This window comes from Commensalibacter nepenthis (assembly GCF_029953305.1).
GTDB classification, from domain to species: Bacteria; Pseudomonadota; Alphaproteobacteria; order Acetobacterales; family Acetobacteraceae; genus Commensalibacter; species Commensalibacter nepenthis.
Genome location: NZ_JASBAN010000001.1, coordinates 1,506,658 through 1,532,494 on the forward strand (window position 1 = coordinate 1,506,658; position 25,837 = coordinate 1,532,494).

Below are 25,837 nucleotides of genomic sequence, written 5' to 3' on the forward strand. Positions count from 1 at the left end.
ATACAGTATGGCTCTTATTATTCCTGATGTTACTGAGGAAGATTGGGCGTGCAAAATATATGGCATTGTTGATTGGCATACCGCGACCCTGGTTGATATGTTACAACATCGTGCCAAAATTTCCCCATCTATGGTTTTATACTCCTTATTAGATGGGGATTGTAATATTATTGATCATTTAACGAGTTTTCAGTTAGATGATCGTGCTGCCACAATTGCTGCTGGGTTACATCATTTTGGTCAGGAGGGGGATCGCGTCCTCCTCCTATGTGACAATGATTTGAATTATATTTCTGCATTTTTTGGGTGTATTTATGCTGGCATGATTCCTGCGTCTGGTATTCATATTGATGTCATGCGCAGTGATGAACGTTTCGAGATGGTCGCTAATGATGTGCAGCCCAGGCTCATTATTGGACCACGTAAAATTTTGGTCGATTATAAAGCTAGCCATAAGGAATTAAATTGTAAGCCAGTATGGGTACCTTTGGAGGTTTTATTTAACGCTAAAAATAAAATCGCAATTAAAGGTAATAATCTTGATGTTGCTTTTATTCAATATACTTCTGGGACAACCAGGAATACAAGGGGGATAGAGCTAACGCATCGTAACTTGATCTTTAATCTTCGCCATCAAGCCAAAAGTTATGAATATTTAGATGAGAAATATAGTGGTCTGACTTGGTTACCTTTGGCGCATGATATGGGATTGATTGGTTGTGTTTTGCTGGCGATAGGATGCGGGGGGGAATGTATGTTGTTGCCACCCAAATATTTTATTGAAAAACCGGCTCGTTGGCTACAAGCTTTGTCACGATATAAAGTAAGCATGTCTGGAGGTCCTACATTTGCATATAATCTATGTACAAAAGAGGTCACGGATGAGGAAGTGCAACAGCTCGATTTATCTGCTTGGGAATTAGCGTTAAACGGCGCAGATACGGCGCAAGCGGATATTATGAAGCGTTTTTGTAAGAAATTTTCTGGGGTTGGGTTTAAAGCACGTCATTTAGTTTTTGGATATGGTTTAGCAGAAGCCACTTTAACAGCCACTAGGACTCAACGACGTGTTTTGCCCAAGTTTAGAAGCTTTTCAAGAAGTGCATTAATGGCTGGTTTTGCATGGCCAAGTATTAATAAATTTGATCGAAGAGAGCTGATTTCCTGTGGAACGTCTTTAGAGGATCAAAAGGTTATGATTGTTGATCCAGAGACAAATATGCCACTTAGGAACGGTCGTGTTGGAGAAATATGGATCACGGGTCCAAGTGTTGCCAAAGGATATTTAAATAGACCAGAAGAGACCGAAGAAATTTTTCATGCAAAAATTATCGGGCAAAGTGAAACTTATTTACGTACTGGTGATTTAGGTTTCATATTAAACGACAATTTGTTCTTTTCTGGACGGATTAGTAATGTGATTACATTGAGAGGAAAAACATACGATCCAGATGATGTCAGCGGTGTTTTAGAAGCGGCATGTTCTGATATCCGACCCAATGCAACCGCCTTTTTCCTAGCTGATTTAGAAGATCCTGTATCCATTACTGTGATTATAGAATTGGTTAAAAAACCATTCAATTCATATGATGCGATTGCTCAGATAGCCTATGAAATTATAACCAAAACTTATGATATTTGGCCTAAAACGATTGTGTTGACACGACCCGGAGGGGTCTTAAAGACTCCAAGTGGCAAGGCACAAATTGCCAGAACGCGTAAAGCCTTGAAAGAAAACGCTTTGCCTGTTATTAAACGATTTGATTATGAGGTCCCTGATCTTCCTCCACCTTTGACATATGAGCAGGCTCTGGTTGAAGTCAAAAAATGGATTGAAGAGGCAACAAAAGAGTGGGATGAGAATGTAAAAGAGTTAACGCGTGAAAAACTAGTGAACAGAAAAATAGATTCAGAATTGTTATTAAATTTACGACGTGATTTTGAGGCATATTTTCATATTCAGATTGATCCATCTGAATTTATGGTGGCATGTCAAAATTATAACGATTTATGTAATTTACTAGCTAATCAGATCAGCGTAATCATATCATAGCTTTACATAATCGTAAAAATTAAAAGGAAATAGAGAATGAGTGAAGATCCTAAAGTTAAAGTTGAGGGTTTTGAACGTATTAAATTAAAAACACGTGAAGAACAGGACGCAAGCAATTCAAATCAACAATCTAATTTAGAACAGAAAAATGAAAGTGCAATAAATCAACCAATCATTGATGAGTTGGCAAAAAAATTCTCTCCAGCAATAGGTGGGGATAATAGTCCTTCAAACCAACAAAATGCAGATAATGCTTCGAATGGGGCTCAACAGTCATCTCAATCTGAAAACAGCTTAATTCAGCCGCCAGCAATTCCAACTCAAGATGCGGGTCAAGGAATTGCTTTTGACTTTAATTTTGCGATGCGTGTTTCTGTACCAAAACCAGCAGAAGGTGAAGGATGGCGTATTCAACTATATGATCAAGATGCAGAGGTTGCTTTACTGGATCAACCTTGTTTTGATACAGGACACGCCGCATCAGCGAAGCATCATTATTTAAATGGAAAAATCACGGTTTACAAAATTAAAAAGGATGGGCAGCAAGAAGAAGTATTTTCTCATCAATATAATGCAGTAGGTAAGGATGTGTTGATTGTATTCCCCGTAGGATCTTTAGGGGATTCTTTGGGATGGATGCCTTATGCTGAGAAGTTTAGAGAAAAACATTGTTGTAATTTGACGCTTGCGATTGCTCAGCCATTAATTGAATTGTTTGAGAAGTCTTATCCAGAAATTAGGTTTGTGAATGCGTTGGAATACGCCAAGAAAGAACCAAAAGATTCTTATTACGCTTCTTATTACATAGGATTATTCTTTCAAGACGATGATAATCATTGGCAACCTGAGGATTTCAGACAAGTAGGGTTGCATCGTACTGCTGGCTATATTTTAGGCGTTGATCCTACAGAAGAACCCCCTAAGTTAACATATAGTGATGATACAAGACCGATAGAGGAGCCGTATGTTGTTATTGCAACGCAAGCTTCTACACAATGTAAGTATTGGAACAATCCCTTTGGATGGCATCAAGTGATTAAGTTCTTAAAATCAGTTGGATATCGTGTCATTTGTATCGATAAAGAAGTTGCTTTTGGTCGTGATTTGGTTTGGAACCATATTCCAAATGGTGCAGAAGATCAAACAGGAAATCGTTCTTTAACGGAAAGAGCACGTTGGTTAAAACATGCTGAATTCTTTGTTGGTTTATCTTCTGGTCTGGCATGGTTGGCATGGGGCGCGGGTATACCTGTTGTCATTATTTCTGGATTTACGCATCCATCAACTGAATTTGACACACCTTATCGTGTCTTTAGCACGCATGTTTGTAACGGTTGTTGGAATGATGTTCGGTATCAATTTGATCATAGTAATTTTCTATATTGTCCCAAACATGAAAAAACACCGCGTCAGTTTGAATGCACAAAAGGGATTTCACATCAACATGTGATTAAAACAATTTTGCAAATTCCAGGATGCCGATCAGAAGTAATTAATAACGCCTAACGATAAATAAAGCATTCGGGTTTAAAAACTCGAATGCTTTTTGTTTGTTAAGTTCTATATTTTAGACAAGCAAACCATATAATTAATTTTTACGTCTTGCGATATTTTCCAGCCATTAGGTCTCATGGTTAAACCTGCTATATCGATAACTCGCAGTCCTGCATGATGTGCCATTTTTCCAAGTTCAGCGGGTGTGATGAATTGTTTCCAACTATGCGTGCCAATCGGCAATTTGCGTGTTAAATATTCGGCTCCGACTTTGGCGAATAGGAAAGAGGGAATATTACGGTTAATTGTGGATAGAAAAGCCATTCCTTGATCGGTCAAAAGTTCAGCAATATTATGAACGAATTGTTGCGGATCATTGACATGTTCTAAAAGCTCTAACGCCGTGATAATTTGAAATTGTTTTTTTTCCTCTACAAGTTCTTCAATGGTTCCCACGCGATAGGTGATATGACCACTTTTGGGAGGTAATGGAATGGTATCAAGATGATTTTGTGCGGCTTGAATGACATCTCTCCCGGCATCAACGCCCAATATATTATATCCCAAAGAGGCAAGACCTTCACTGGCTATACCAACGCCGCACCCAATATCGAGAATAGGTTGGTTGGTATCAAGAGGATAGGTTTTTAAAAAATGTTGAATCCATTCGATACGTAGTGCATTCATTTCGTGGAGCGGGCTCATTGGACCAGTTTGATTCCACCATTCACTGGCAATGGCATTAAAACGATTAATTTCATCTTCTTTTACAGAATTCTTTTGATTGTCTGGATTATGTGGTGTAACGGTGGACATGGTCTGGCCTTTCACAGGGTCGTCAAGTAAAATTAATCAAATTATAAACAAAAAAATAAGTCAATAGTTTGATTATCAATTATAACTAGGTTAAGTATTCATTTAACGATATTTTCAATACATAAAGTTTATATTTTCATTATGTAAAGAGTAATAATGAAAATAATGATTACGGAGTTTGCTTTTTATGCCTCTTAGTGCCCCTAGAATAGTAATGAAGTTTGGTGGAACCTCTGTTGCCGATCTGGATCGAATTCGTAATGTTGCGAAAACGGTCAAGAAACAGGTGGATGCAGGGTGTGAAGTAACGGTTGTTGTTTCTGCAATGTCTGGTGTAACCAATCAGTTGGTGGGTTATTGTGAATTATTGAACCCTTTGTATGATCCTTGTGAGTATGATTCAATTGTTGCGACAGGTGAACAAGTAACAAGTGGATTATTAGCGATTGCTTTACAAAATCTTGGTGTTCAATCACGTTCTTGGGCAGGGTGGCAAATCCCGATCTTGACCGATGATGCGCATAGCAAAGCGAGAATTAAATCGATTGATTCTGCGAAATTGATTGAATGTATGCAATCTGGTGTTGTTCCAGTGATTGCTGGGTTCCAAGGGGTTGATGAAAATGGGCGTGTTGCGACTCTGGGTCGTGGTGGTTCAGATACATCGGCGGTTGCGTTAGCAGCCAGTATGCAAGCAACACGTTGTGATATTTACACGGATGTTGATGGGATTTATACAACAGACCCAAGAATAGTTAAAAAAGCAAAACGTATTTCTGCTATTGCGTATGAAGAAATGTTAGAGTTAGCTTCAGTTGGGGCAAAAGTATTACAGACACGTAGTGTCGAATTGGCGATGAAAGAACAAGTTCGGGTTCAAGTATTATCGAGTTTTGAGGATAATCCAGCGCCAATGGAAAATTCGTTACCTGGATCTTTGGTTGTAAGTGAGGATGAAATTATGGAAAAAGAACAAATTACTGGTATTGCATATTCTTTAAATGAAGCTAAAGTTGTTATCAAAGATATTCCCGATCATCCTGGAATTGCCGCATCCGTTTTTGCCCCTTTGGCACGTGAAAATGTAAATGTTGACATGATTGTTCAAAGCAGTGGCAGTAATCAAAAAACAGATATGACGTTTACTGTTCCAAAAACTGATTTATTAAATGTTCAACAGATTTTAGAACGTGAGAAAGAAAAAATTGGTTTTGCAGAAATGTTAACCGATGATGATGTCGTAAAAATCAGCGTTGTTGGTATTGGGATGCGCTCTCATACTGGGGTTGCAAATACGATGTTTAAAACATTGGCAGAACGTTCAATTAATGTGCAAGTGATCTCTACCAGTGAAATAAAAGTTTCTGTGTTGGTTGCAGCTGAATATGTTGAATTAGCAGTCCGTGCTTTACATACTGCTTATGGATTGGATGCTCAATAATGCAACATACGACTGTTGATATGACGGGCTTGGATAAAGATGCACTTAATGAACTGACTTCTTTATGGAGCAGAGGTGCTGAGTTTTTAGGCAGCGAAATTGCCATTTTAGGCGGTGCCATGTCTTGGGTCAGTGAACGCAATCTTGTTTCTGCGATTTCTAGTGCGGGTGGTTTTGGGGTGATTGCTTGTGGAGCGATGGATCCTGCTTTGTTAGAAGCGGAAATTATCGGAACGCAATCCATAACCACCAAGCCTTTTGGTGTCAATTTAATAACAATGCATCCTCAGTTAAACGAATTGATTGAAGTTTGTTTAAAATTAAATGTGAAGCATATTGTCTTGGCAGGCGGGGTTCCCTCTGGTGCTGCGATAAAGAAAATTAAAGATGGTGGGGCTCAAGTCATTGCTTTTGCACCTGCTTTGGTTTTGGCAAAACGTTTAATTAAAATGGGCGTTGATGCAATTGTTATCGAAGGTGCAGAAGCAGGCGGGCATGTAGGACCTGTCTCTTTGACCGTATTGGCTCAGGAAATATTGCCCGTTATTCGTGAAGTGCCAGTTTTTGTTGCTGGTGGGATTGGGCGTGGAGATGCGATTTTATCCTATCTTGAAATGGGGGCATCTGGGGCTCAATTAGGTACGGTTTTTGCAGCATCTGTTGAAAGTCAAGCGCACGAAAATTTCAAAAAGGCTTTTGTCAGGGCTGCGGCGCGTGATGCAATTACGACGGTACAAATTGATGATTCTTTTCCAGTAATTCCTGTTCGTGCCTTGGCAAATCAGGGCACCAAAGAATTTATGAAACATCAAGCTGCGGTTATTCAAAAATACCAACGTCAAGAAGTGGGCAAAGAAGAAGCTCAATTAGACATTGAACATTTTTGGGCGGGTGCTTTGCGTCGTGCAGTAAAGGATGGTGATATTGAAAATGGTTCTGTGATGGCAGGTCAGTCTGTCGGCATGGTCAAAGAAATATTGCCAGTTCAAAATATTATCCATAATTTGGTTCAACAAGCTGTCGATGCATTGGTTGCCCGACGGAAACGGATTCATATTCATCAATAAACTAGGTTGAAAGCAGCATGAGCGACTTAAATCAACTGAATTCCGATCAGAATATACATTCAATTGGGAATGTAATCAAAAAACGCAGAGAAGAACTTGGGATTAGTCTTGATGAGGCTTCTCAACGATTGCGTATTCGTTGGGTTTTTTTGAAGGCATTAGAGGACGGGCGTATCGATCAATTGCCTGGAGTTGCTTATGCTTCTGGTTTTTTGCGTGCTTATGCTGAATTGTTAAATCTTGACAGCGACGCGTTGGTAAAACAATTTCGACAGGAAAATAAAGTTAATTCTGAAAAACAACAGTTGATGTTTCCTGCGCCCGTTCCACAAAGTGGTATTCCAGCAGCGGTTATCGTACTGGTTAGCCTTATCATTATGGTTGGTGCTTATATTGGTTGGTACAAAATATCTGATCATCATCAAGCTCCTCCAGAAGTCATTCCACCACCGCCAATGCAGATTGATAAGAATGCTGGGGTGTCTCAGCAAATTTCCCCGCAAATAGCTTCGATTATGCCGACCGATCATCCAACCCCGTTGGCTCAGGATGGTCAGCAGGATAACCAACCTGTTGATGTGAAAGCAGCACCTGATATGTCTGTAACTAACCAACAGCCTGTTGCAATATCGTCTCAGCCATCACAGCCTTCACAACCAGCAGAATTACCATCATTACCAGCGCCAGCTCCTGAGACTCAAACCGCAGCTGCTGTTGAAGTTAAACAGCCAGAGCAGCCTTTAGTGATTAAAGCCATTGCGCCAAGTTGGGTACAAGTCAAAGATAAAGAAGGGCACGTTTTATATCAAAAACTGTTAAAAACTGATGAAACTTGGCAAATCCCTAGTGATAAAGATGAAGTGATTATGACAATTGGGAATCCAGGTGTTATTGTCTTGCAAAAAGGTGAAATACAATCCTTACCGTTGGGGAAAAAAGGCAAAACGTTACGTCGATTTGTATTAAATGCTTCTAAGGCAGATCAGTTGTTGCATCCTTCAGACCAAGAGACAAATCAAGGGACAGAAAGTAAACCATCATCTGATGGGATTACAACTAGAGTTAAAAAATCTGTTGTTTCAAAACCTGTTTCTCGTTCTAAACATGATGTATCTGCTGATGATTTGAATGCAAAGCAGCTTAATCGGTAAGTTTTAATGTCAGGAAGAATTGTGGTTTTGATAAGGGATGCTTAAATAAATAAACGAGTGAACAAGAGTATATAGTGATTTTTTTGGATTATTTGATATATATGTATAAAGATTATTTCGGAGATTAAAAGTAAATGAGCTTACGCCCATATCAACATATTGAACGCAATAAAACTCGTCAGATTCATGTTGGATCAGTGCCTGTTGGTGGCGGTGCACCTATCAGTGTACAAACGATGACAAATACGTTGACCAGTGATGCCAAAGCAACCATTGCACAAATCAAACGTGCAGAAAAAGTGGGCGTGGATATTGTTCGTGTTTCTTGTCCTGATGAAGCCAGTACGGCCGCATTAAAAGAAATCGTCCAAAACGTAAATGTGCCGATTGTTGCTGATATTCATTTCCATTACAAAAGAGCAATTGAAGCAGCTCAAGCTGGTGCGGCGTGTTTGCGGATTAATCCAGGTAATATTGGCAGCGCAGAGCGTGTTCGTGAAGTGATTAAAGCTGCCAAGGATTATAATTGCTCTATTCGTATTGGAGTGAATGCGGGTTCTTTGGAAAAGCATTTGTTGGAAAAATATGGTGAGCCTAATCCCGATGCGTTGGTAGAAAGCGCACTAGAACATGCGAAGATTTTAGAAGATAATGACTTTCGTGAATTTAAAATCAGTGTAAAGGCATCGGATGTGTTCTTGGCAGTGGAATCTTATCGTCAATTATCCGAAGCTTGTGATTATCCACTTCATATCGGTATTACCGAAGCAGGTGGTAAACGTGCTGGAACCGTGAAATCTTCAATTGGTTTGGGTTCTTTGTTATGGGCAGGGATTGGGGATACGATGCGTGTTTCTTTATCCGCTGAACCAGAAGAAGAAGTCGCTGTTGGTTGGGATATTTTAAAGAGCCTTGGGTTACGTCATCGTGGGGTACATGTGGTTTCTTGCCCATCTTGCGCGCGTCAAGGGTTCCAAGTGATTCCAACCGTTGCAAAGCTTGAAGAACGTTTGGCACATATTGAAACGCCATTGACTTTGTCTGTGATTGGGTGTGTGGTGAATGGTCCTGGTGAAGCAACCATGACGGATGTTGGTGTAACTGGTGGTGGTTCTGGTCGTCACATGGTGTATATGGCTGGTAAGCAAGATCACACGGTACCTGCTGAAGAAATGATTGACCATATCGTTGAGTTAGTAGAGAAAAAAGCAGCAGCGATTGAAGCAGAAAAAGCAGCAGCCAAAGCTAAAGAAGCATCTAAATAATTTAATTTAATACAAGACAGGATAAAAAGCGTGAGTGTGGTAAAGCCCGTTCGTGGAACACATGATTTAATTGGTGAAGACTCTAGACGCCATCAACATGTTATTCAAGTTGCAAAAAAAGTAACCTCTCTTTATGGGTTCGAAGAATGGACTACTCCCGTTTTTGAAGAAACAACGGTATTTGCACGCTCTCTAGGGGAAACTTCGGATGTGGTTTCTAAAGAAATGTATTGTTTTGAAGATCGCGGTGGGGATTCCTTGACCTTACGTCCAGAAGGAACTGCTGGGATTTGTCGTGCATTGGTGACGAATGGATTGACTCAATCTTTGCCACAAAAGGCTTTTTACGCGGGTCCGATGTTTCGTTATGAGCGTCCTCAAAAAGGGCGTTACCGTCAGTTTCATCAAATTGGTGCTGAATTATTAGGAACGTCTACACCATTTGCAGATGCAGAAATGATCGCAATGGGCTATCATATTTTGCGTGAGCTGGGCATTGCCGATGATGTGGTGTTAGAGTTGAATACATTGGGTGATGTTGCAAGTCGTAAAGCGTGGAGAGAGGCGTTAATCTCTTATTTTCAAGCATTTCAATCCAAGTTATCCGAAGATAGCCGTAATCGTTTAGAAAAAAATCCTTTACGTATTTTAGATAGCAAAGCACCTGAGGATCGTGCTTTATTAGCGAATGCCCCAGCTTTGAAAGATCATATGACTCCTGAAGCACAAAATTTTTGGGATCAATTAAGAGTGGCGTTGGATCAATTTAATATTCCGTTCAAAGAAAATCCTTATATTGTGCGTGGATTAGATTATTACAGTCATACAGTATTTGAATTTGTTACAACAAAGCTTGGTGCGCAAGGTACTGTTTTAGCTGGTGGACGTTATGAAGGTCTTGTTGAAGAAATGGGCGGTCCGTCTGTCCCATCGATTGGTTGGGCAGCAGGGGTGGAACGTTTGGCTTTGTTGCTAGAGGAAAGCCCAAAGGTTTCAGCACCAGTCGTTATTATTCCACTTTCTGATGATGTGCATCAGGTTGCGTTTTCTGCATTACAAGCATTGCGTTATGATAACATTTATGCCGAAGTTGCGTATAAAGGAAATTTGCGTAAACAAATGGAACGTGCGAATAAACAAAATGCACCATTGGCGTTGTTAATTGGTGAGGACGAAGCACAAAAACAAGTTGTGCAAGTAAAAGACTTAATCTCTGGCGAGCAAGCTGAAGTTGCATTAGCGGATCTTGTGGCGCATTGTAAAATGAAATTGGCGAAATAATCGATGTCTTCTGAAGAATTTTCTGTAAGTTTTAATGATCGTTTGGATAAAATTGTTGCTCGTTCAGAAGAGCTGCAACATATTTTATCAACTGAGATTTCAGGCGACGAATTTATGGAGGCATCTCGTGAGTATGCTGACTTAAATCGGATTGTTGAGTTGGTTCATGCATTGCGTAATGCCGAGGAAGAAACCAAAGCTGCTGAAGATATGTTGCAAGATCCTGAAATGAAGGATTTGGCAGAAGCTGAGTTAGAAGTATTAAATGAAAAAGTTCCACAATTAAGACATGATATTCGTTTGGCGATGCTTCCCAAAGACAAAGCTGATGAAGGGAATGCTATTTTAGAAATCCGTCCTGCCGCAGGTGGGGATGAGGCTGGGATATTCGCAGCAGAGCTATTTGGTGCTTATCAACGGTATTCAGATATGAATGGTTGGCGTTTCGAAGTTATGGAGTATGATGATACAGGCGTTGGTGGGATCAAAGGCGCGATGGCTTCAATTTCGGGCAACAACGTGTTTGCTCGTTTAAAATATGAATCAGGTGTTCATCGTGTGCAACGTGTTCCTGCAACGGAAAGTCAAGGGCGTATTCATACATCAACCGTGACGGTGGCTGTATTGCCTGAGGCTGAAGAAGTTGACGTGGATATTGATGAAAAAGATCTGCGTATTGACGTATATCGTGCTTCTGGTGCGGGTGGTCAGCACGTTAATAAAACAGAAAGTGCGGTGCGTATTACCCATATGCCTTCGGGTGTCGTGGTGGCGATGCAAGAGGAAAAAAGTCAGCATAAAAACAAAGCCAAGGCAATGAAAATCTTGCGGGCGCGTTTATATGAACAACAGCGTGCTTCATTGCATGCGGATCGTGCTGCGGATCGTCGTTCTCAGGTGGGGACGGGGGATCGTTCTGAACGTATTCGTACGTATAACTTTCCACAAGGGCGTGTGACGGATCATCGTATTAACCTTACCCTTCATAAAATCGATCGTATTATGTTGGGAGAGTTAGATGAAGTTGTGGATAGCTTAGCTCAGGAAGAACAATCAAGATTATTAGCAGCTGAAGAAGCGATGTAAGTTTTTAATATCTCATATTGGGTTGATATGCCTAGTATGAGGTATTTTGTTTAGGTTTCTTTATTTTTTATAGATTCTTCAATTTTCCGAATTATTTGTTCTAATATTGAAATAGGTTGCTGATATGTATCGTCTGCTGCGACTTTATTTGCTTCTTTTTCTTTTTGTAAATCTTTTCTGAATTTATACCAGAACGATAATTCTGACTTTATCGCGTTTATGTTTCTTAAATTATCATAACGTTTGATAAGGATTCTATTAAAGTTTGTTAATTCTTCTTTTGAACATCTGGGAAGATTTTCTTTCAAATGAATATAATTCCCTTGTTATCAAAGATTGACCGTTGTCCAAATTGATTATTCTCACATAAAAGTGCTTCTAAATTATCAAAATATTTTATTTGAGGTTTCTGTCATTATTTAATCTATGATATCGTTCGTGGATCATAGAGTGATTTCATCATATTTTCGAAATAATTTGACTATTATTAATTGATTTTATTTAAAATTTTTAAAGTTTATCATTATGCAAGATGCACAAATCTCTTTGGGATTGTTAATAGAAGAAGGTGAGAGAATCTTAAAGGTTGCAGAGGTAGAAGATCCTCGGCGAGAGGCTCAGCTATTAATCGCAGCAGCTCTACAAAAAACTATGTCCGAGATTTTTATGATGGATAAAAATACGCTGATTGATCCAGTGCTTATTCGTCAATTTTTTGCACGGCGTGCGAAAAGAGAACCTTTTGCATATATTGTCAAAGAGCAAGGGTTTTGGAGTTTAGATTTGGCAGTTTCTCCAGCAACGTTAATTCCAAGGGCAGATACAGAAACGCTGATTGAAGTATTGCTTAAATTACTCCCCGATCGTCAGAAGCTGTATAATTTCCTTGATTTAGGAACAGGCACAGGATGTTTATTGTTATCGGCACTATCAGAATATCCCAATGCGTTTGGCATTGGTGTTGATAAGATAGAAGCAGCAGCGTTGCTTGCGAGCAGAAACGCCAAATATTGTCAGTTAGAAAAGAGAGCTGCATTTATGACAGGCAATTGGGCAGATGGATTGCAAGGCTCTTTTGATGTGATTTTGTCTAACCCCCCTTATATTCGTAAAAAAGAATTATTGGAATTAATGCCCGAAGTCAAAGAGTATGAACCTATGTCAGCACTTGATGGTGGAGAGGATGGATTAGATGCCTATCGATATATTTGTAATCAGGCGGTTGATTTATTATCAAATCAGGGTATATTAGTGTTGGAGCTTGGTATAAAGCAGGACGAGGAAGTTTCTGATATTGCTTTATCTAGGGGATTATATGTTGTTCAAAAACAACAAGATCTAAATGATTGCACCAGAGCCCTTGTTTTATCTCGACAGACATTATAAAAGAATGTTGCAATTATTAAATTAGATTGCGTAGGTAAAACTAAAGACAATAGATATTACCTAATAGAGTTAAGTGAATTAATTGTTTCTATAGTGAACACGAAAATAAAGATCAATTAATATACTGAAAGATTCATATTTTTATTATGATATTTAAATAGTGACTTTTCAGAACTTAGTTCCTGAATTTAAAGCTATTGCGAATAGGAAAGCACAGCGACAACTTATGAATACAAAACGTATGCGAAGCCGTTACCATCGCCCTGGTAATGGGGGTAATCGTCATCAAAACGGACAGACCTCATTTAATCGGAATCATGTTTTCGATAGTAATGGGCCAGATACACGTATCCGTGGGACTGCTCAACAGCTTCACGAAAAATATCTTCAGCATGGTCGCGATGCGTTAAGTTCTGGAGATCGTGTCGCTGCAGAAAGTTTTTTTCAGTATGCAGAGCATTATTCTCGTATTTTAATTATGATGAATCAGTCTGCACAACAGCGTCAACAACAACGCCCGCAACATCATAATAATAACGCTGGGTATTCTGAAAATTCTGATGAAAATACGCCTGTAGCTGCATTAGTTGAGGACGCACCACAACCCGAAGTTGTTGAGGAAACAGTGGAAGTGGTTGTAGAGCAACCCGCCGAAACTCCATCTGTGGCTGAAGAAAATGCTGAGCCAGCGCCAGTTCGTCCAGCCCGTCGTGGTAGACCAGCGCGCTCTGTTGCTGCTAAAAAGAAATTGCAGGAGGAAAGCAATTAAAAATAATTTTAAAGACGAGCGAAAAAGACTTGACTTTCTGTATGAAATAAGAGTAATTAGACCTCGTCTTTAGATTACATAAGGCGGCGTAGCTCAGTGGTAGAGCAGGGGAATCATAATCCCTTGGTCGGTGGTTCAAATCCGCCCGTCGCTACCATAATTTAATATATTAGTGAGATATTAAATTATTTATTCATTAGAAAATTTTATATTGCATGTTTTAATTAACAGAAATAATCCGCAAATTATAACTTAGTTTCGTTCATACGTAATTTTGTAAAAGCTGAATTACTTTTCGTATTGATTACTTAAAATAATTATTATTAAATCAGAAATAATAAAGCCGACACATCCCCATAAAATCAACTTCGTTTCGATAAATATACTCATAGTGATTCCTCTTATTGATCATAGAAAAATATCCTGTGCATATAATTAGGTATCACTTTTATTATAATGTATTTGCTCTTTAATCTTTTGCCAAAAAATGTTGTTTGGAATTTTTAAAGTTTGATTTAAGGATTCGTAGAGCATGATTATTTGCTTAAAATACGCTTCTGATTGTTCGTTAAGCTCTAACCCATTGGTACGGAGTAATATATTGAGAATATTTTTCGGATATCATTTGTTCAAAAAAATCGTAAAACTGTTCTAGTTTGTATCCAAAATACTGCAATTTTTTTATGTTTGCGTGGATTTTTCAGAGTGACTTTTTTGCTTATAATAAAATATGGATAGGTTTAAAGGGTAAGCGTAATTCGATAGATAAAAAGATTAGGCACCTGATCTATACTTTCCTAAGAGGATATAGAATCAGGTGTCTATGGAGTATTATATCAATGTAACAACAAGGCTTCAAAAGAATGAGTAAAGAGATTATATGTCTTTCTGATATTCATTGTTACAAGTTGGTTTTAGAAAGCAGCTTGGAATCTTGCGGCTACAACATCCATATTTCTGCCTCTGATATTCAAAGAATTATTCGGAGTAGAGCTTGTCATTACGTGGTCATAATTCAAAGAAACTCTGAAATGTGGATTTGGATACCAGTTGACACCACCGGTCCAGACGGTCTGTTTACCACCTTGCACACCGTCAGAAGAGTTTTTATGACTATTTAGATCTAGGACACTCCAACGGCCGCTGACCTCCAAAGCACCCCAATGATTTTGTTTGGGATCAAAATTATATTCCACTGCGGGCGCACGGAATGCCGCAGAACGAATATCGTAAGCTCTTGGTTTTCCTAAGATAGTATATGTTAAAGATGTATAATATCCATCGAAATTCAGGCTTCTTTCCCCGCCTGAACGATTAATCCCATATTGAATATATTCACCTTTGGCTAGGAATCGATTCCAACGGAATGCCAGTTCGGGACCTGCTTCCCAAACATTGCTTACCTTATCCAAAACGCCTGTTTTGATTAATGTTTCTTGGGTTAACCTGAAGCCAGGAGAGCCAGAAAAATTATATTGCTTACCCTTGTTGGTTTGTGCAACGTTGAAAGCACTCGATGCAGATAAACCTAAATGTAAATCCATATCTTTGCTGGCATAGGGGCGTCCTGCAACGCGTAACATGCCACCTGTTTGGTCTTTGATAATATCGGGATTATCTTTGGTTGCAGTGTAAGTATGCCCTGTGAAATAACTGCCGACATACCAGCGTTTTCCATAAGTCACACCACCAATACTAAAGCGAGAATCCCCCGCCGCGATACCACGGGCAAGTTCGACCGCAGCAGGGCGTTCCATTAATGCGCCTTCGTTTGAGCTTTCGGAGCCTTCTAAGGTCACGCGAGGTTCAAAGAAACCGAAAGTTAGGATTGTATTTTTTAAGCCACCATATTGCATGTTGCCTTCATACAATCCAGCACTTCCGCCACCAAAATCGGGTGTAATATTGACTGCGAAATCCGTATATCGGAAAGTGAGCGGAATACGAGCACGGCGTAAAGTTTCTCTAAACTGAGAGAATCGCCCTTTTGCTTCACCTCTTCTGGTACCAGAATTAATATAACTGCCAATATCTTCTTGTAATGCAAGACCAATAGAGAAGCTATATCGACCATCGTCTGTGGCGATTGTTGGTCTTCCACTTGGGAAGCCGATACGAATACCACCCACATATACGGTTTCATCATGCTTAGTGGCTGAGGAAAATAAAGGCATATTTGGTGACCAGAAAGAAGCACCACGATCGGGTGGGGGTAAACCATCATTATGTAATAATTCAATGACTGATTTTTCATTGCGACGTTCATCGTCAGATTGGTCTGCAACGTTGATCATTTTAGGATCTGGTTGTCCGGATGGTGTCGTTGTATGAGAAATTAGGGGGGTAGGCTCTGTTTCAGGAGCACGTTGGGCAACCATTCTTTTGCTTTTTGTGCTACGGCTAGCTGTTTGGCTTGCTTTTAGACTTTTTTGTTGAGAACGTAAGGTAACGACCTCTTTCTTAAGTGCCATGATCTGTTTATTCATTTCGATCATTTGTTTATTCATAGCTTTTAAAGTTGCTTCTTGACTTGTATCAGCATGTGCGGAAAAAGATGGGATTAATGCTGTACTGACAATCGTTGTCAGCAAAAGCGTAAGCTGCAATGGAGTATAGATAGCCATATTGAAACCCTAATTCATAAAGATATTTTAAGGGTTTTTTAAATGATTTGTATTGAATATGGGTTTCATTTTCATAATAGTTTTATGAACTTTATATGACAAATTTTAACGGTTATGATTTAATTTTCATAAAATATTCACACGTTTTTTGGGTTTTTTTATGTAAAGTTTTTGACAGGATAATTTATGTAACTAAGGAAATATTAATGTCTTTTTTCCAAAATAAAAATCTTCGTGTTGTTTCTGTTCTTGGGCTTTCTTTTGCTTTTTTTGCTGCAGTCTTACCAAATGTTAAAGCGCAAGATGTCGTAACCATAACAGGTGTAGGTTCCAGCTTTGCAGCACCTTTATATCAAAATTGGGCAGCAAGTGCTGTAAAAGATATTAACATTAAAGTTAATTATCAACCTTTGGGGTCGAGCGCAGGGAAGAATCAGATTATTGCAAAGACCGTTAATTTTGGTGCTTTGGATATGCCAACATCGATTGAACAATTAACACAGGAAAATTTAGTGCAATTTCCAACGGCAATCGGTGGTGTGGCTGTTGTTGTCAATGTACCTGGTGTGAAAGAAGGTCAATTACGTTTGACTGGGGATATTATCGCTGATATTTATGCTGGTAAAATCACCAAATGGAACGATCCCCGTATTGTTGCGATTAATAGTGGGGTTACTCTGCCGGCTACGGGTATTGCGGCTGTGTATCGTGCTGATGGTTCTGGAACAACACAAGTCTTTACGTCTTATTTATCAAAAGAATCCGCAAATTGGAAAAAGGCTTATGGATCCAATACCTCTATTGCTTGGGCTGTTGGTATGGGTGGACGCGGCAATGGAGCGGTTGCTTCTATGGTGAAGAATATTCAAGGTGGGATTGGCTATGTTGAATATGCTTATGCGTTACAGAATCATTTAAATACAGCTCAGTTAAAAAATGTTGCGGGTAATTTCGTAGCAATCAGCGAAGATTCCATTAAAGCTGCTGCAAAAGCTGCAGATTGGATTCATGCAAAAAATTATAGTGTTGATTTGATTGACACCAAAGGTGCAGATTCTTGGCCGATTGTTTCCACAACTTATGTATTGGTTCATGCGGAAAATAAAACTTCTCAAGAAGTTACAAAATTCTTTAGATGGGGATTCGAGCACGGGGATGCGATTGCGACCCAGCTGCATTATATTCCTTTGCCTGTTGTTGTTAAAGAAAAAATCGAAAAAACTTGGGAATATGCTGGTGTTGCTGGGAAAGAAGCAAAGGCAAAATAATGTTGCTGAAACAATCAGGATATAGAAAAGATAAAAAAATCATACCCTTTCTGTTTACGTCATCGATGTGGTGTGGGGGTGCGTTGATTTTTTTGATTTTTCTTGGTTTGATTTTTGAATTATTTTGGCAAGGGAAACAGGCGTTTTCTGTATTTGGTTTTCATTTTATAACCTCTACAGATTGGAATCCTGGGGAACAGCAATTCAGTGCTGGGGCTGCTTTGATTGGAACGTTGGTGAGTTCCTGTATCGGGGTTGTTCTGGCGCTACCCTTATCCTTTGGTTGTGCATATTGTCTAAATGAGTTAATGCCACAACGGTTTTCTAAATATATCACAGCAACCATACAATTATTGGCTGCTATTCCTTCGATTATTTTAGGAATGTGGGGATTTTTTATTTTAGTTCCATTGATGTCTCAATATGTTCAACCTTTTTTACAAAATCTTTTTGGTAATGTGCCTTATATAGAGCTTCTTTTTTCAGGGGGAACTTATGGTATTGGTATTTTAACAGCTGGATTAATTTTGGCTATTATGATTACGCCGTTTATTACCGCAATTATGCAAGAATCTTTTTCTAATACCCCTGTGATGCTTAAGGAAAGTGCCTATAGTTTAGGTGCGACAAGATGGGAAGTGATGCATCAAGTGATTGTGCCATGGGTACAAAAAGGTGTTGTCGGTGGGGTCGTTCTGGGATGGGGACGGGCTTTGGGGGAAACAATGGCGGTTACTTTTGTGATTGGAAATGCCCATCATGCCAGTTGGTCTTTGTTTATGCCAAGCAATACGATTGCATCTTTGATCGCATTGGAATTTTCGGAAAGTGCCGTAGGCAGCCTAAAGATGTCCTCTTTGATGGCATTAGGTGCGGTATTGATGGTGATTTCCTTTGTTGTTTTGTTTTGTTCTCAGCTCTTGTTAAAGCAAGTCTTAAAATCTCGATAGGATTGAGTGAAAATGGCACAAGATGTCAAAAAACTACAAGGGCGTAAAAATAATTTAATTACGTGGCGGTTTATAAAGAATCGTTTAATGACGGTTTTTGCTTTTGGCACGATTCTGGTTATGCTTTGTATTTTAATTTCAGTTTTAATTACATTATTTGTTAATGGCTTATCCGGTTTATCTTTTTTTACATTGACGCATATGACGGCACCTCAGGGTTTGCCTGGGGGGTTATTAAATCCTATTTTAGGCAGTATAATTCAAGTCGGAATTGCCATTATTATTGTTGTTCCAACAGGAATATTAGGGGGTATTTTTCTGGCTGAATGTAGCAATAAAAAGTTGAGTACGATCATCCGCTTTATTGCAGATATTATGATGTCAGTTCCGTCGATTTTAATTGGTTTATTTGTATATATTCTGTTGGTGATGACCATGGGATATTCAGCATTAGCAGGCTCTGTGGCGTTGGCATTATTGGCGTTGCCGGTGATTGCGCGTACGACTGAAGAATCATTGAATATGGTTCCGTCTGCTATCCATGAAGCCGGTTTTGCGCTGGGTGCACCGAAGTGGAAAGTGATTTTGTTTATCTGTTTGCCTGCTGCCAAAGGGGGTATTATTACAGGTATATTACTTTCTATATCAAGAATGGCTGGCGAAACGGCGCCGTTACTTTTTACCTCTTTAGGCAACTCGGATTGGAGTTGGAATATCTTAAAACCGATGGCAAGCCTGCCGTTAACAATTTATCAATATGCAGATTCTGCAGATGACACATGGATTAAACTTGCATGGACAGCGGCATTATTAATTACTCTTTTTGTCTTATGTTTAAATCTAATTGCACGAATATATGTGGATAGGCATCGGAAAAAGGATTAATTTGGAATGATAAGTAATATGGATAATATGGATAGCAATGTTGCTATTTCAATTCAAAAGGTGAATTTTTATTATGGTGCATATCATGCACTAAGAGATATTAACTTTGATATTGCCGCGAAAAAAGTCACAGCGATGATTGGACCTTCTGGCTGTGGGAAATCAACATTGTTAAGAATGTTGAACAGGATGTATGATTTATATCCAAACCAATATGCCAAAGGGGATATTTTGTTTGATGGTGTGAATATTTTGGACAAAGACATTGATTTGAATGTTTTGAGATCGCGCATTGGAATGGTTTTTCAAAAACCAACGCCTTTTAGTATGTCGGTTTATGAAAATATTGCGTTTGGGATTAAATTGTACGAACGTCCTTCGTCTGCGCGGATACAGGAAAAAATTGAGACTGCATTGCGCCAGGTTGCGTTGTGGGATGAAGTCAAAGACCGTTTACATCGTTCAGCTTTGGGATTATCAGGTGGGCAGCAACAAAGGTTATGTATTGCCAGAGCGTTGGCAGTTGAGCCAGAAGTGTTATTACTCGATGAGCCCACATCTGCACTAGATCCTATTTCAACGGCTAAGATCGAAGAGTTGTTGGATATTTTAAAAGAAAAATATACAATTGTTTTAGTGACTCATAATTTACAACAAGCAGCACGTTGTGCAGATAATGTTGCTTTTTTCTATTCTGGTGAACTCGTTGAAATTAACGATGCTGCAACATTATTTACAAAGCCAGCTCAGCCCAAAACGCATGATTATATTACTGGACGTTTTGGATAAAAAGGAATGATATAAAAATGGTAGATAAACTTCCAGAACATACAGTCAGCCGTTATGAGCAAGAGCTGGAACAATTACGCAGTATGATTTTACGCATGTTTGGTATGGTTGAAAATCAGCTGGCACAAACGTTGGTTGTCTTACGTGATCGAAAAATTGATACGGCGTATGAAATTGCGCTGCATGATATTGAAATTGATGCCTATGAGAAAATGGTCAGTGCCTTTTCTATTCAGATATTGGCATTACGATCACCGATGGCGATTGATTTACGTGAGATTGTTTCTGCGTTTAAGGTCAGTGTTGATTTGGAACGTATTGGTGATTTAATTGCGGGTATGTGTCGTCGTATCGTTCAAATTAAAACGATCAACGAGAATATTCCATTATCAGGGTTGTTGACAATGGGACGACAAGTGCAAGAAAATTTACGCCAAGTGGTGATTGCAATTTCTACGCAAGATCAAAAATTGATGTTACATCTATGGAGTGTGGATGACATTGTAGATGATTTATATTTGTCTGTTTTCACAGAATTAACCAACTTAATGGAAAAAGATTCTCAATATATTTGGGTATGCTCTCATTTGCTATTTATGGTAAAAAACCTAGAGAGAATAGGGGATCATATCATTAATATTATCGAGAGTTATTATTACGTCTTTACAGGAGATACGCTCCCTTATCAACGTGTGGGTCCTGTGGATGTTATAGAGGATACGATAGAATCGTGATGAATGCCTTGGTAAATATTTTGATTGTTGAAGATGATACGTCCATTGCCTTATTGCTACAGTATAATCTCGAGAAAAAAGGATATAAGGTGGATGTGGCTGGGAACTATGCTGATGCGTTGACTTATATTCAAAATAATAGCTATTCTGCATTAATATTAGATTGGAATTTGCCGGGCGGCACGGGGCTGGATATTTGTCGTTACATTCGTAGCAAAGAAGGGATCTCTGCTTTAGCGGTTATTATGTTAACGGCGCGAGGAGAAGAGCTGGATGAAATCTCAGCCTTTGATGTGGGTGTAGATGATTTTATTACTAAGCCTTTTAGTATTGATACATTATTATTAAGATTAAAAGCGGTGTTGAGGCGTTCAAGTTTTACTTCGAAGGTTAAAAATGAAGTTTTACGGTTCGAAGATATTGTCTTTAATATGTTAGAGCACCGCGTATATCGTAATGAACGTTTGCTTAATTTGGGTCCAACAGAATATAAAATGTTAGAATATTTTCTACGTAATCCTAAAAAAGTTTTTTCACGTGAAGAGCTATTAAATGCGGTTTGGGGTGAGAATATGAATGTTGAAATTAGAACGGTTGATGTTCATATCTTACGATTAAGAAAAGAGCTAAATGCAGGTGGAGAGCGGGATATCATTCGCACGATTCGATCTGCAGGATATGCTCTTGATGTTCAATAATATAGAATTTGACGTTTTATTTGTGTTTATATTGGGTGCTATTATCGGTTTAAGCATCCGTTTCATTTTTCAACAAATTTCGAGAAATATTATATCTGTTAAAGAGCATTCGATTGTTCAGGATTCTAGTAAAGGTTTTTTTACAACCTTAGATGATCTTAAAGTTATTATAGATCATATTTCCTTGCCTATTTTGGTAATCTCTCATCAAAAAACGCCCATTTCTGCATCATTAAGAAATGAATACAAAGAACATTTCAAGTATTTTACCAATAACATTGCTTATGATTTCAACATCTATGCGTATAATCATTATAATGATGTGTTTTTAGATATTTTTCGACATCCATTATTCATACAAACTTTGGAAACTCAATCAAAAGACTCTGTTGTTGAGATAGAGATACAGTTTGAACTTCCTAAATTTTATTATTTTAAACTTGTTTTTAATTCTTTTGATCGTCCAGTACATTTAGAGAATATTGTTCTTGTTAGTATTATCGATCAAAGCCAATCTATTTCTTTTAATCAAATGCGTACTGACTTTATCGCACACGCCAGTCACGAGTTACGCACCCCTTTGACATCGTTAGACGGGTTCGTGCAAACATTATTAAAAATGGATGATGCTGACCCTGAGATGCAAAAGAAGTTTTTGGATATTATGCAGATGCAAGTTGGGCGTATGATTCGTTTAACTAATGGATTATTGGCATTATCGAGAGTGGAACGCGACGAATATAAACTGATCAAAGAACATGTTAATTTAAAGGATGTGTTACAACAAATACTAGAAGAAGCACGATTTAAAATGAAAGATCGAGGAATTATTCTAGAATATAAAGATCATGCCGAAGCGCAGGAAATAGAAATCTATGCAGAAAAAGATCAACTTTTTCAAATTTTTCATAATCTTTTAGAAAATGCCATGCGATATGCACCTTTGGGCAATCATCAAGAGGCAACAGTGATTTGTGAACTTTCTTTTTCTGAGGATCGGATCAAGTGGCCTGGCTTAGGGTGGGTGGTTTCCATCAAGGATAATGGACCAGGAATAGAAAAAAATCATATTCCACGGTTAACGGAACGTTTTTACCGTGCTGATGATAAAAACGGTGGCACGGGGCTGGGGTTGGCTATTGTCAAACATCTTGTTACCCGCCACAAAGGGGCTTTGATTATAGAAAGTCAATTAGGGAAGGGAAGTTGTTTTTCAATATGGTTTCCCATGAATTATACATAATTTATAATAAATTAGGGAAATGGTGCTGTTAGAGAGCATTTTCAACCTATTGATTTTATTATATTTTATTAAATTTCAACTACTTATATGCCTTATTTTTTAGCAAAATCACCCTATTTTTCCCCATTTTATAATCTATTTTACACCAAACTACACCATGATATAATGACAAAATAGGCTCGTATTGAAAGATGTATCATGGCAACTATTATTAAAAGAAATGGATCGTTTCGGGTGCAGATAAATCGCAAAGGTAAACGTTTATCCGCAACCTTTGATACTAAAGCTCAAGCTGAAGTATGGGCTTATCAAATGGAAGCTATGATTTTAAATGACGAAAATCTTGAACAAGAAATAATTGTCAATGAGGCTTTAAGCGTTATTGATGTTTTTGAAAAGTATAAAAATACGGTTTCGCCTAAAAAAAGAGGGTTCGTTAAAGAAAAAATTCGAATCGAAAAACTCTGTCGAGATCCTGCTTTTGCAATCCCTATTGAAAGATTGACTAATAAGGCATTAGCTGTTTGGCGTGACAAAAGATTAACTCAAGTTCAACCATTGACTGTCAAGCGAGAGTTAATTCTAATATCAGCAATCTTAAATACGGCGATTAAAGAATGGGGAGTAGATTTATCTCACAACCCCGTCCAGATGATTCAACAACCCAAAAATCCTAGACCACGCAATCAACGAATATCAGAGGAAAATAAATTAAAGATTATTGAACAGCTCAATTGGGATATGAAAACACCACCTGTAACGACAAGCCAATGGGTAGCTTTTGCTTTTTGTTTGGCTTTGGCAACAGCAATGCGTAGGGGCGAGATATGTTCATTCACATGGGGAGATTTGTATCTTGAGGAATCCTATATTCATCTTGATATGACCAAGAACGGAGATGAAAGAAATGTTCCTTTGTCTACCAAAGCGAAATCTTTGTTAAAATTATTAATTCCTCAAAGCAAAAATGTCAGGGTCGTTGCGGTTACCCCAGATGTGCTAAGTTCTACATTCAGAAAGGCTAAGATTGCGGTGGGACTAGAAAATATAAGATTTCATGACGCAAGACGAGAGGCTACTACGCAATTTGCTGAGAAACTTTCTAATCCCTTAGAACTATCTGCTGTAACAGGTCACAAAGATATTAATCTGTTGCGTAGCACTTATTATAATCCGGACGCAAGTAAAATAGCAAAAAAATTAGATTAGAAGACATTATGTTCTTTCCTCTTCCGCCCTCTGGCTGGTTTGTTGTTTTTATCGTCTTTAAGCCAGTCATTCACGATATCCACATGCCATTTTGTTTTTGAAGTCCTAATTGGTGGTGGTAATCTTTCAGGATGTTTGCTTTTTAGTGTGGCTACATATTTTTTTGAATATCCTAACAAACATGCCAACCCTTCATAACCAACTACCTTCGATTGCGTTTTCATTCCCCACATCCATTTATAAAATCGTTAATTGCGTATCCCAGCCAAAAGCTGGAGATCATTATGAGTATTATTGCGATGAGCATGAGTTAAATACCTCGATATTGTTTGTATTTTTGTCTGAAACTATCATTAAGCGTTCGGCATCTTGAGGTAAAATATAAGAAATTTCTCCGTCTGCATTATAACCACACCAAGCATAGCTCTTGTTCAGGCTTGCGTTAAATAGCCACATTTCTGGTTGTTCTTGCCAACCGTGTCTATCTTCATCGTAGATTGATGTCGTTCCATAGATATTGACAATTTGGTCATGCCTTAGATTTTTTCCTCTTACCTCTTTCTCAACATTACAATCATAACGGTAAAGTGTATTTTCTTTGAGGTTACACATCTGCTTGTGCCTCCTCGTTATCAAATTCACGGAGCGCTTGTTCAATGAGGTCATCTATGATGCCAGCCCATATTGGCTCTTTTTCTACTAATTCTTTGCGAAGGTTGATGGTTGCTTTGTGACCCGTAATTTTCTCTAATTGAGTGCGATCTTTAACTTGTGATAACGTATTTGCAAGACGTTCATAGTTTTGCTCAAGTTGTGATTTCTTGGGTTCAATATCGCAACCGCTTTCAGACCACTCTTTCAATCTCTTTCCATGTTCAACGCTAATTAGCTGACCATTTTGGAAAATTACTTGCATATCTCTATTAAGTTTTTTGTCTAACTCATAATTAGGCTTTCCAGGGTTTGTTGGCTCTAAGGTTAAAGATGCTGTCATTTCAAACATAAAGCCTTTTTCGCAAATAGGTTGAAATCCTTGATTAACAACCTCAGTAAACCCTTTATGATTTTTAATAGGTTTAACTTTTTCTTCAGCACGTAAGCAAAAAATAATATGACTTCTAACTTGTGTTAGTTTAGCCATCATCTTCTTATGTTGTTTTTTAGGTTCAGCCCAAGAGAGCATTTTAACAGCTTCTAGTTTTTTAAAATTAATTTCGCCAGTTTGATTGTCTGTTGCTTTTCTTAGAGCTATTCCATCAGACATCTCAACAATACCACCTTCACCATTCCATTCATGAGATGCGCTGTCGATAACAATTACAGATGCGCCAGCTTGCTCACAGGTTTGAATTGCTTCTATATAACGTTCTGGTGTAAAAGGAGGAACAAAATCCAAATGAAGAAAATTAAATGTTCCTTTGTTATGGTCTGCTTGTTCACCGTTTTTTGGTGCATATTGCAAAGAGCGTCCAGCTTCGGTATCAATAACGGCAATCTTTCCGTTGTCACCAGCAATCCCTTGTGCCAATAAAAGGGCTGAATATGTTTTCCCAGAGCCAGAGGCTCCAGCAATAGCAAAAAGTAAATTGATTTTTTGACGAACAGCAGGTTGTAAAGTGAAACTCATA

The 25,837-nt window shown here is 38.5% G+C and carries 24 protein-coding genes and 1 tRNA gene; 19 read left to right on the plus strand and 6 right to left on the minus strand.

All coding sequences use genetic code 11. The annotated features are described in order from the left end of the window. The first annotated feature begins 7 nt into the window (after positions 1-7). On the plus strand, positions 8-2,053 hold the full coding sequence (locus QJV33_RS06940) for a fatty acyl-AMP ligase (protein ID WP_281462638.1): 2,046 nt from the start codon (positions 8-10) through the stop codon (positions 2,051-2,053). A gap of 36 nt (positions 2,054-2,089) precedes the next feature. Then, positions 2,090-3,559, plus strand: a complete 1,470-nt coding sequence (locus QJV33_RS06945) for an autotransporter strand-loop-strand O-heptosyltransferase (protein ID WP_281462639.1) — start codon at positions 2,090-2,092, stop codon at positions 3,557-3,559. A 54-nt stretch (positions 3,560-3,613) separates the two neighbouring features. Here the strand turns inward: QJV33_RS06945 and ubiG are convergent, their stop codons facing one another. After that, positions 3,614-4,363, minus strand: coding sequence for a bifunctional 2-polyprenyl-6-hydroxyphenol methylase/3-demethylubiquinol 3-O-methyltransferase UbiG (ubiG, locus tag QJV33_RS06950; protein WP_281462640.1), 750 nt, complete (start codon positions 4,361-4,363; stop codon positions 3,614-3,616). A gap of 187 nt (positions 4,364-4,550) precedes the next feature. On the opposite strand from ubiG, the gene QJV33_RS06955 reads away from it, so the two are divergent. The 6 genes from QJV33_RS06955 to prfA all read left to right on the plus strand — a co-directional run bounded on the left by QJV33_RS06955 (position 4,551) and on the right by prfA (position 11,654). Beyond that, positions 4,551-5,804 carry an aspartate kinase gene (locus tag QJV33_RS06955; protein WP_281462641.1) on the plus strand — a complete coding sequence of 418 codons (1,254 nt, stop codon included), beginning with the start codon at positions 4,551-4,553 and terminating at the stop codon, positions 5,802-5,804. Then, positions 5,804-6,871, plus strand: a complete 1,068-nt coding sequence (locus tag QJV33_RS06960) for an NAD(P)H-dependent flavin oxidoreductase (protein WP_408869650.1) — start codon at positions 5,804-5,806, stop codon at positions 6,869-6,871. The genes QJV33_RS06955 and QJV33_RS06960 overlap by 1 nt, the downstream gene beginning before the upstream one ends. A gap of 17 nt (positions 6,872-6,888) precedes the next feature. Beyond that, positions 6,889-8,022 (plus strand): helix-turn-helix domain-containing protein, encoded by a 1,134-nt coding sequence (locus tag QJV33_RS06965; protein ID WP_281462642.1) that lies wholly within the window; start codon positions 6,889-6,891, stop codon positions 8,020-8,022. 134 nt (positions 8,023-8,156) lie between these two features. After that, positions 8,157-9,287, plus strand: coding sequence for a flavodoxin-dependent (E)-4-hydroxy-3-methylbut-2-enyl-diphosphate synthase (gene ispG, locus QJV33_RS06970; RefSeq protein ID WP_281462643.1), 1,131 nt, complete (start codon positions 8,157-8,159; stop codon positions 9,285-9,287). A 30-nt stretch (positions 9,288-9,317) separates the two neighbouring features. Then, entirely contained in the window at positions 9,318-10,568 is a 1,251-nt protein-coding gene (gene hisS, locus QJV33_RS06975) for a histidine--tRNA ligase (RefSeq protein WP_281462644.1), read from the plus strand. Positions 10,569-10,571: 3 nt separating this feature from the next. Next, entirely contained in the window at positions 10,572-11,654 is a 1,083-nt protein-coding gene (gene prfA / locus QJV33_RS06980; RefSeq protein WP_281462645.1) for a peptide chain release factor 1, read from the plus strand. A 50-nt stretch (positions 11,655-11,704) separates the two neighbouring features. On the opposite strand, the gene QJV33_RS06985 is transcribed toward prfA, so the two are convergent. Beyond that, positions 11,705-11,962: a hypothetical protein gene (locus tag QJV33_RS06985; RefSeq protein WP_281462646.1), complete on the minus strand. Its 258-nt coding sequence runs from the start codon at positions 11,960-11,962 to the stop codon at positions 11,705-11,707. A 217-nt stretch (positions 11,963-12,179) separates the two neighbouring features. Between QJV33_RS06985 and prmC the strand changes: the two genes are divergently transcribed. From prmC to QJV33_RS07000, 3 genes are all read left to right on the plus strand, one after another. Next, positions 12,180-13,040, plus strand: coding sequence for a peptide chain release factor N(5)-glutamine methyltransferase (gene prmC / locus QJV33_RS06990; protein WP_281462647.1), 861 nt, complete (start codon positions 12,180-12,182; stop codon positions 13,038-13,040). Between the two features lie 226 nt (positions 13,041-13,266). Then, positions 13,267-13,809 (plus strand): DUF4167 domain-containing protein, encoded by a 543-nt coding sequence (locus QJV33_RS06995; RefSeq protein ID WP_281462648.1) that lies wholly within the window; start codon positions 13,267-13,269, stop codon positions 13,807-13,809. 82 nt (positions 13,810-13,891) lie between these two features. Continuing rightward, positions 13,892-13,966 (plus strand) — tRNA-Met (locus QJV33_RS07000). 757 nt (positions 13,967-14,723) lie between these two features. Here QJV33_RS07000 and QJV33_RS07005 read toward each other — a convergent pair. After that, on the minus strand, positions 14,724-16,433 hold the full coding sequence (locus QJV33_RS07005; RefSeq protein WP_281462649.1) for an OprO/OprP family phosphate-selective porin: 1,710 nt from the start codon (positions 16,431-16,433) through the stop codon (positions 14,724-14,726). A gap of 206 nt (positions 16,434-16,639) precedes the next feature. Here QJV33_RS07005 and pstS point away from each other — a divergent pair, with 206 nt between their 5' ends. The 8 genes from pstS to QJV33_RS07045 all read left to right on the plus strand — a co-directional run bounded on the left by pstS (position 16,640) and on the right by QJV33_RS07045 (position 24,209). Further along, entirely contained in the window at positions 16,640-17,701 is a 1,062-nt protein-coding gene (gene pstS / locus QJV33_RS07010) for a phosphate ABC transporter substrate-binding protein PstS (protein WP_281462650.1), read from the plus strand. Continuing rightward, on the plus strand, positions 17,701-18,651 hold the full coding sequence (pstC, locus tag QJV33_RS07015; protein ID WP_281462651.1) for a phosphate ABC transporter permease subunit PstC: 951 nt from the start codon (positions 17,701-17,703) through the stop codon (positions 18,649-18,651). The genes pstS and pstC overlap by 1 nt, the downstream gene beginning before the upstream one ends. 12 nt (positions 18,652-18,663) lie before the next feature. Continuing rightward, a complete protein-coding gene (pstA, locus tag QJV33_RS07020; RefSeq protein WP_281462652.1) occupies positions 18,664-19,536 on the plus strand; it encodes a phosphate ABC transporter permease PstA in 873 nt (290 codons plus the stop codon). 6 nt (positions 19,537-19,542) lie between these two features. Beyond that, entirely contained in the window at positions 19,543-20,325 is a 783-nt protein-coding gene (gene pstB, locus QJV33_RS07025) for a phosphate ABC transporter ATP-binding protein PstB (protein WP_281462653.1), read from the plus strand. A 17-nt stretch (positions 20,326-20,342) separates the two neighbouring features. Then, complete coding sequence (gene phoU, locus QJV33_RS07030) at positions 20,343-21,059, plus strand: phosphate signaling complex protein PhoU (protein ID WP_281462654.1); 717 nt, start codon at positions 20,343-20,345, stop codon at positions 21,057-21,059. Then, positions 21,059-21,757, plus strand: a complete 699-nt coding sequence (locus tag QJV33_RS07035) for a response regulator (protein ID WP_281463400.1) — start codon at positions 21,059-21,061, stop codon at positions 21,755-21,757. Before phoU ends, QJV33_RS07035 begins: the two co-directional genes overlap by 1 nt. Next, positions 21,747-23,000 (plus strand): sensor histidine kinase, encoded by a 1,254-nt coding sequence (locus QJV33_RS07040; RefSeq protein WP_281462655.1) that lies wholly within the window; start codon positions 21,747-21,749, stop codon positions 22,998-23,000. The genes QJV33_RS07035 and QJV33_RS07040 overlap by 11 nt, the downstream gene beginning before the upstream one ends. Positions 23,001-23,198: 198 nt before the next feature. Further along, complete coding sequence (locus tag QJV33_RS07045) at positions 23,199-24,209, plus strand: site-specific integrase (RefSeq protein WP_281462656.1); 1,011 nt, start codon at positions 23,199-23,201, stop codon at positions 24,207-24,209. Here QJV33_RS07045 and QJV33_RS07050 read toward each other — a convergent pair. The 3 genes from QJV33_RS07050 to QJV33_RS07060 all read right to left on the minus strand — a co-directional run bounded on the left by QJV33_RS07050 (position 24,206) and on the right by QJV33_RS07060 (position 25,836). Continuing rightward, a complete protein-coding gene (locus tag QJV33_RS07050; protein ID WP_281462657.1) occupies positions 24,206-24,433 on the minus strand; it encodes a hypothetical protein in 228 nt (75 codons plus the stop codon). The two genes, QJV33_RS07045 and QJV33_RS07050, sit on opposite strands and share 4 nt — an antisense overlap. Positions 24,434-24,500: 67 nt before the next feature. Continuing rightward, a complete protein-coding gene (locus tag QJV33_RS07055) occupies positions 24,501-24,821 on the minus strand; it encodes a hypothetical protein (RefSeq protein ID WP_281462658.1) in 321 nt (106 codons plus the stop codon). Further along, on the minus strand, positions 24,814-25,836 hold the full coding sequence (locus QJV33_RS07060; protein ID WP_281462659.1) for an AAA family ATPase: 1,023 nt from the start codon (positions 25,834-25,836) through the stop codon (positions 24,814-24,816). The genes QJV33_RS07055 and QJV33_RS07060 overlap by 8 nt, the downstream gene beginning before the upstream one ends. Between the last annotated feature and the right edge of the window lies 1 nt (position 25,837).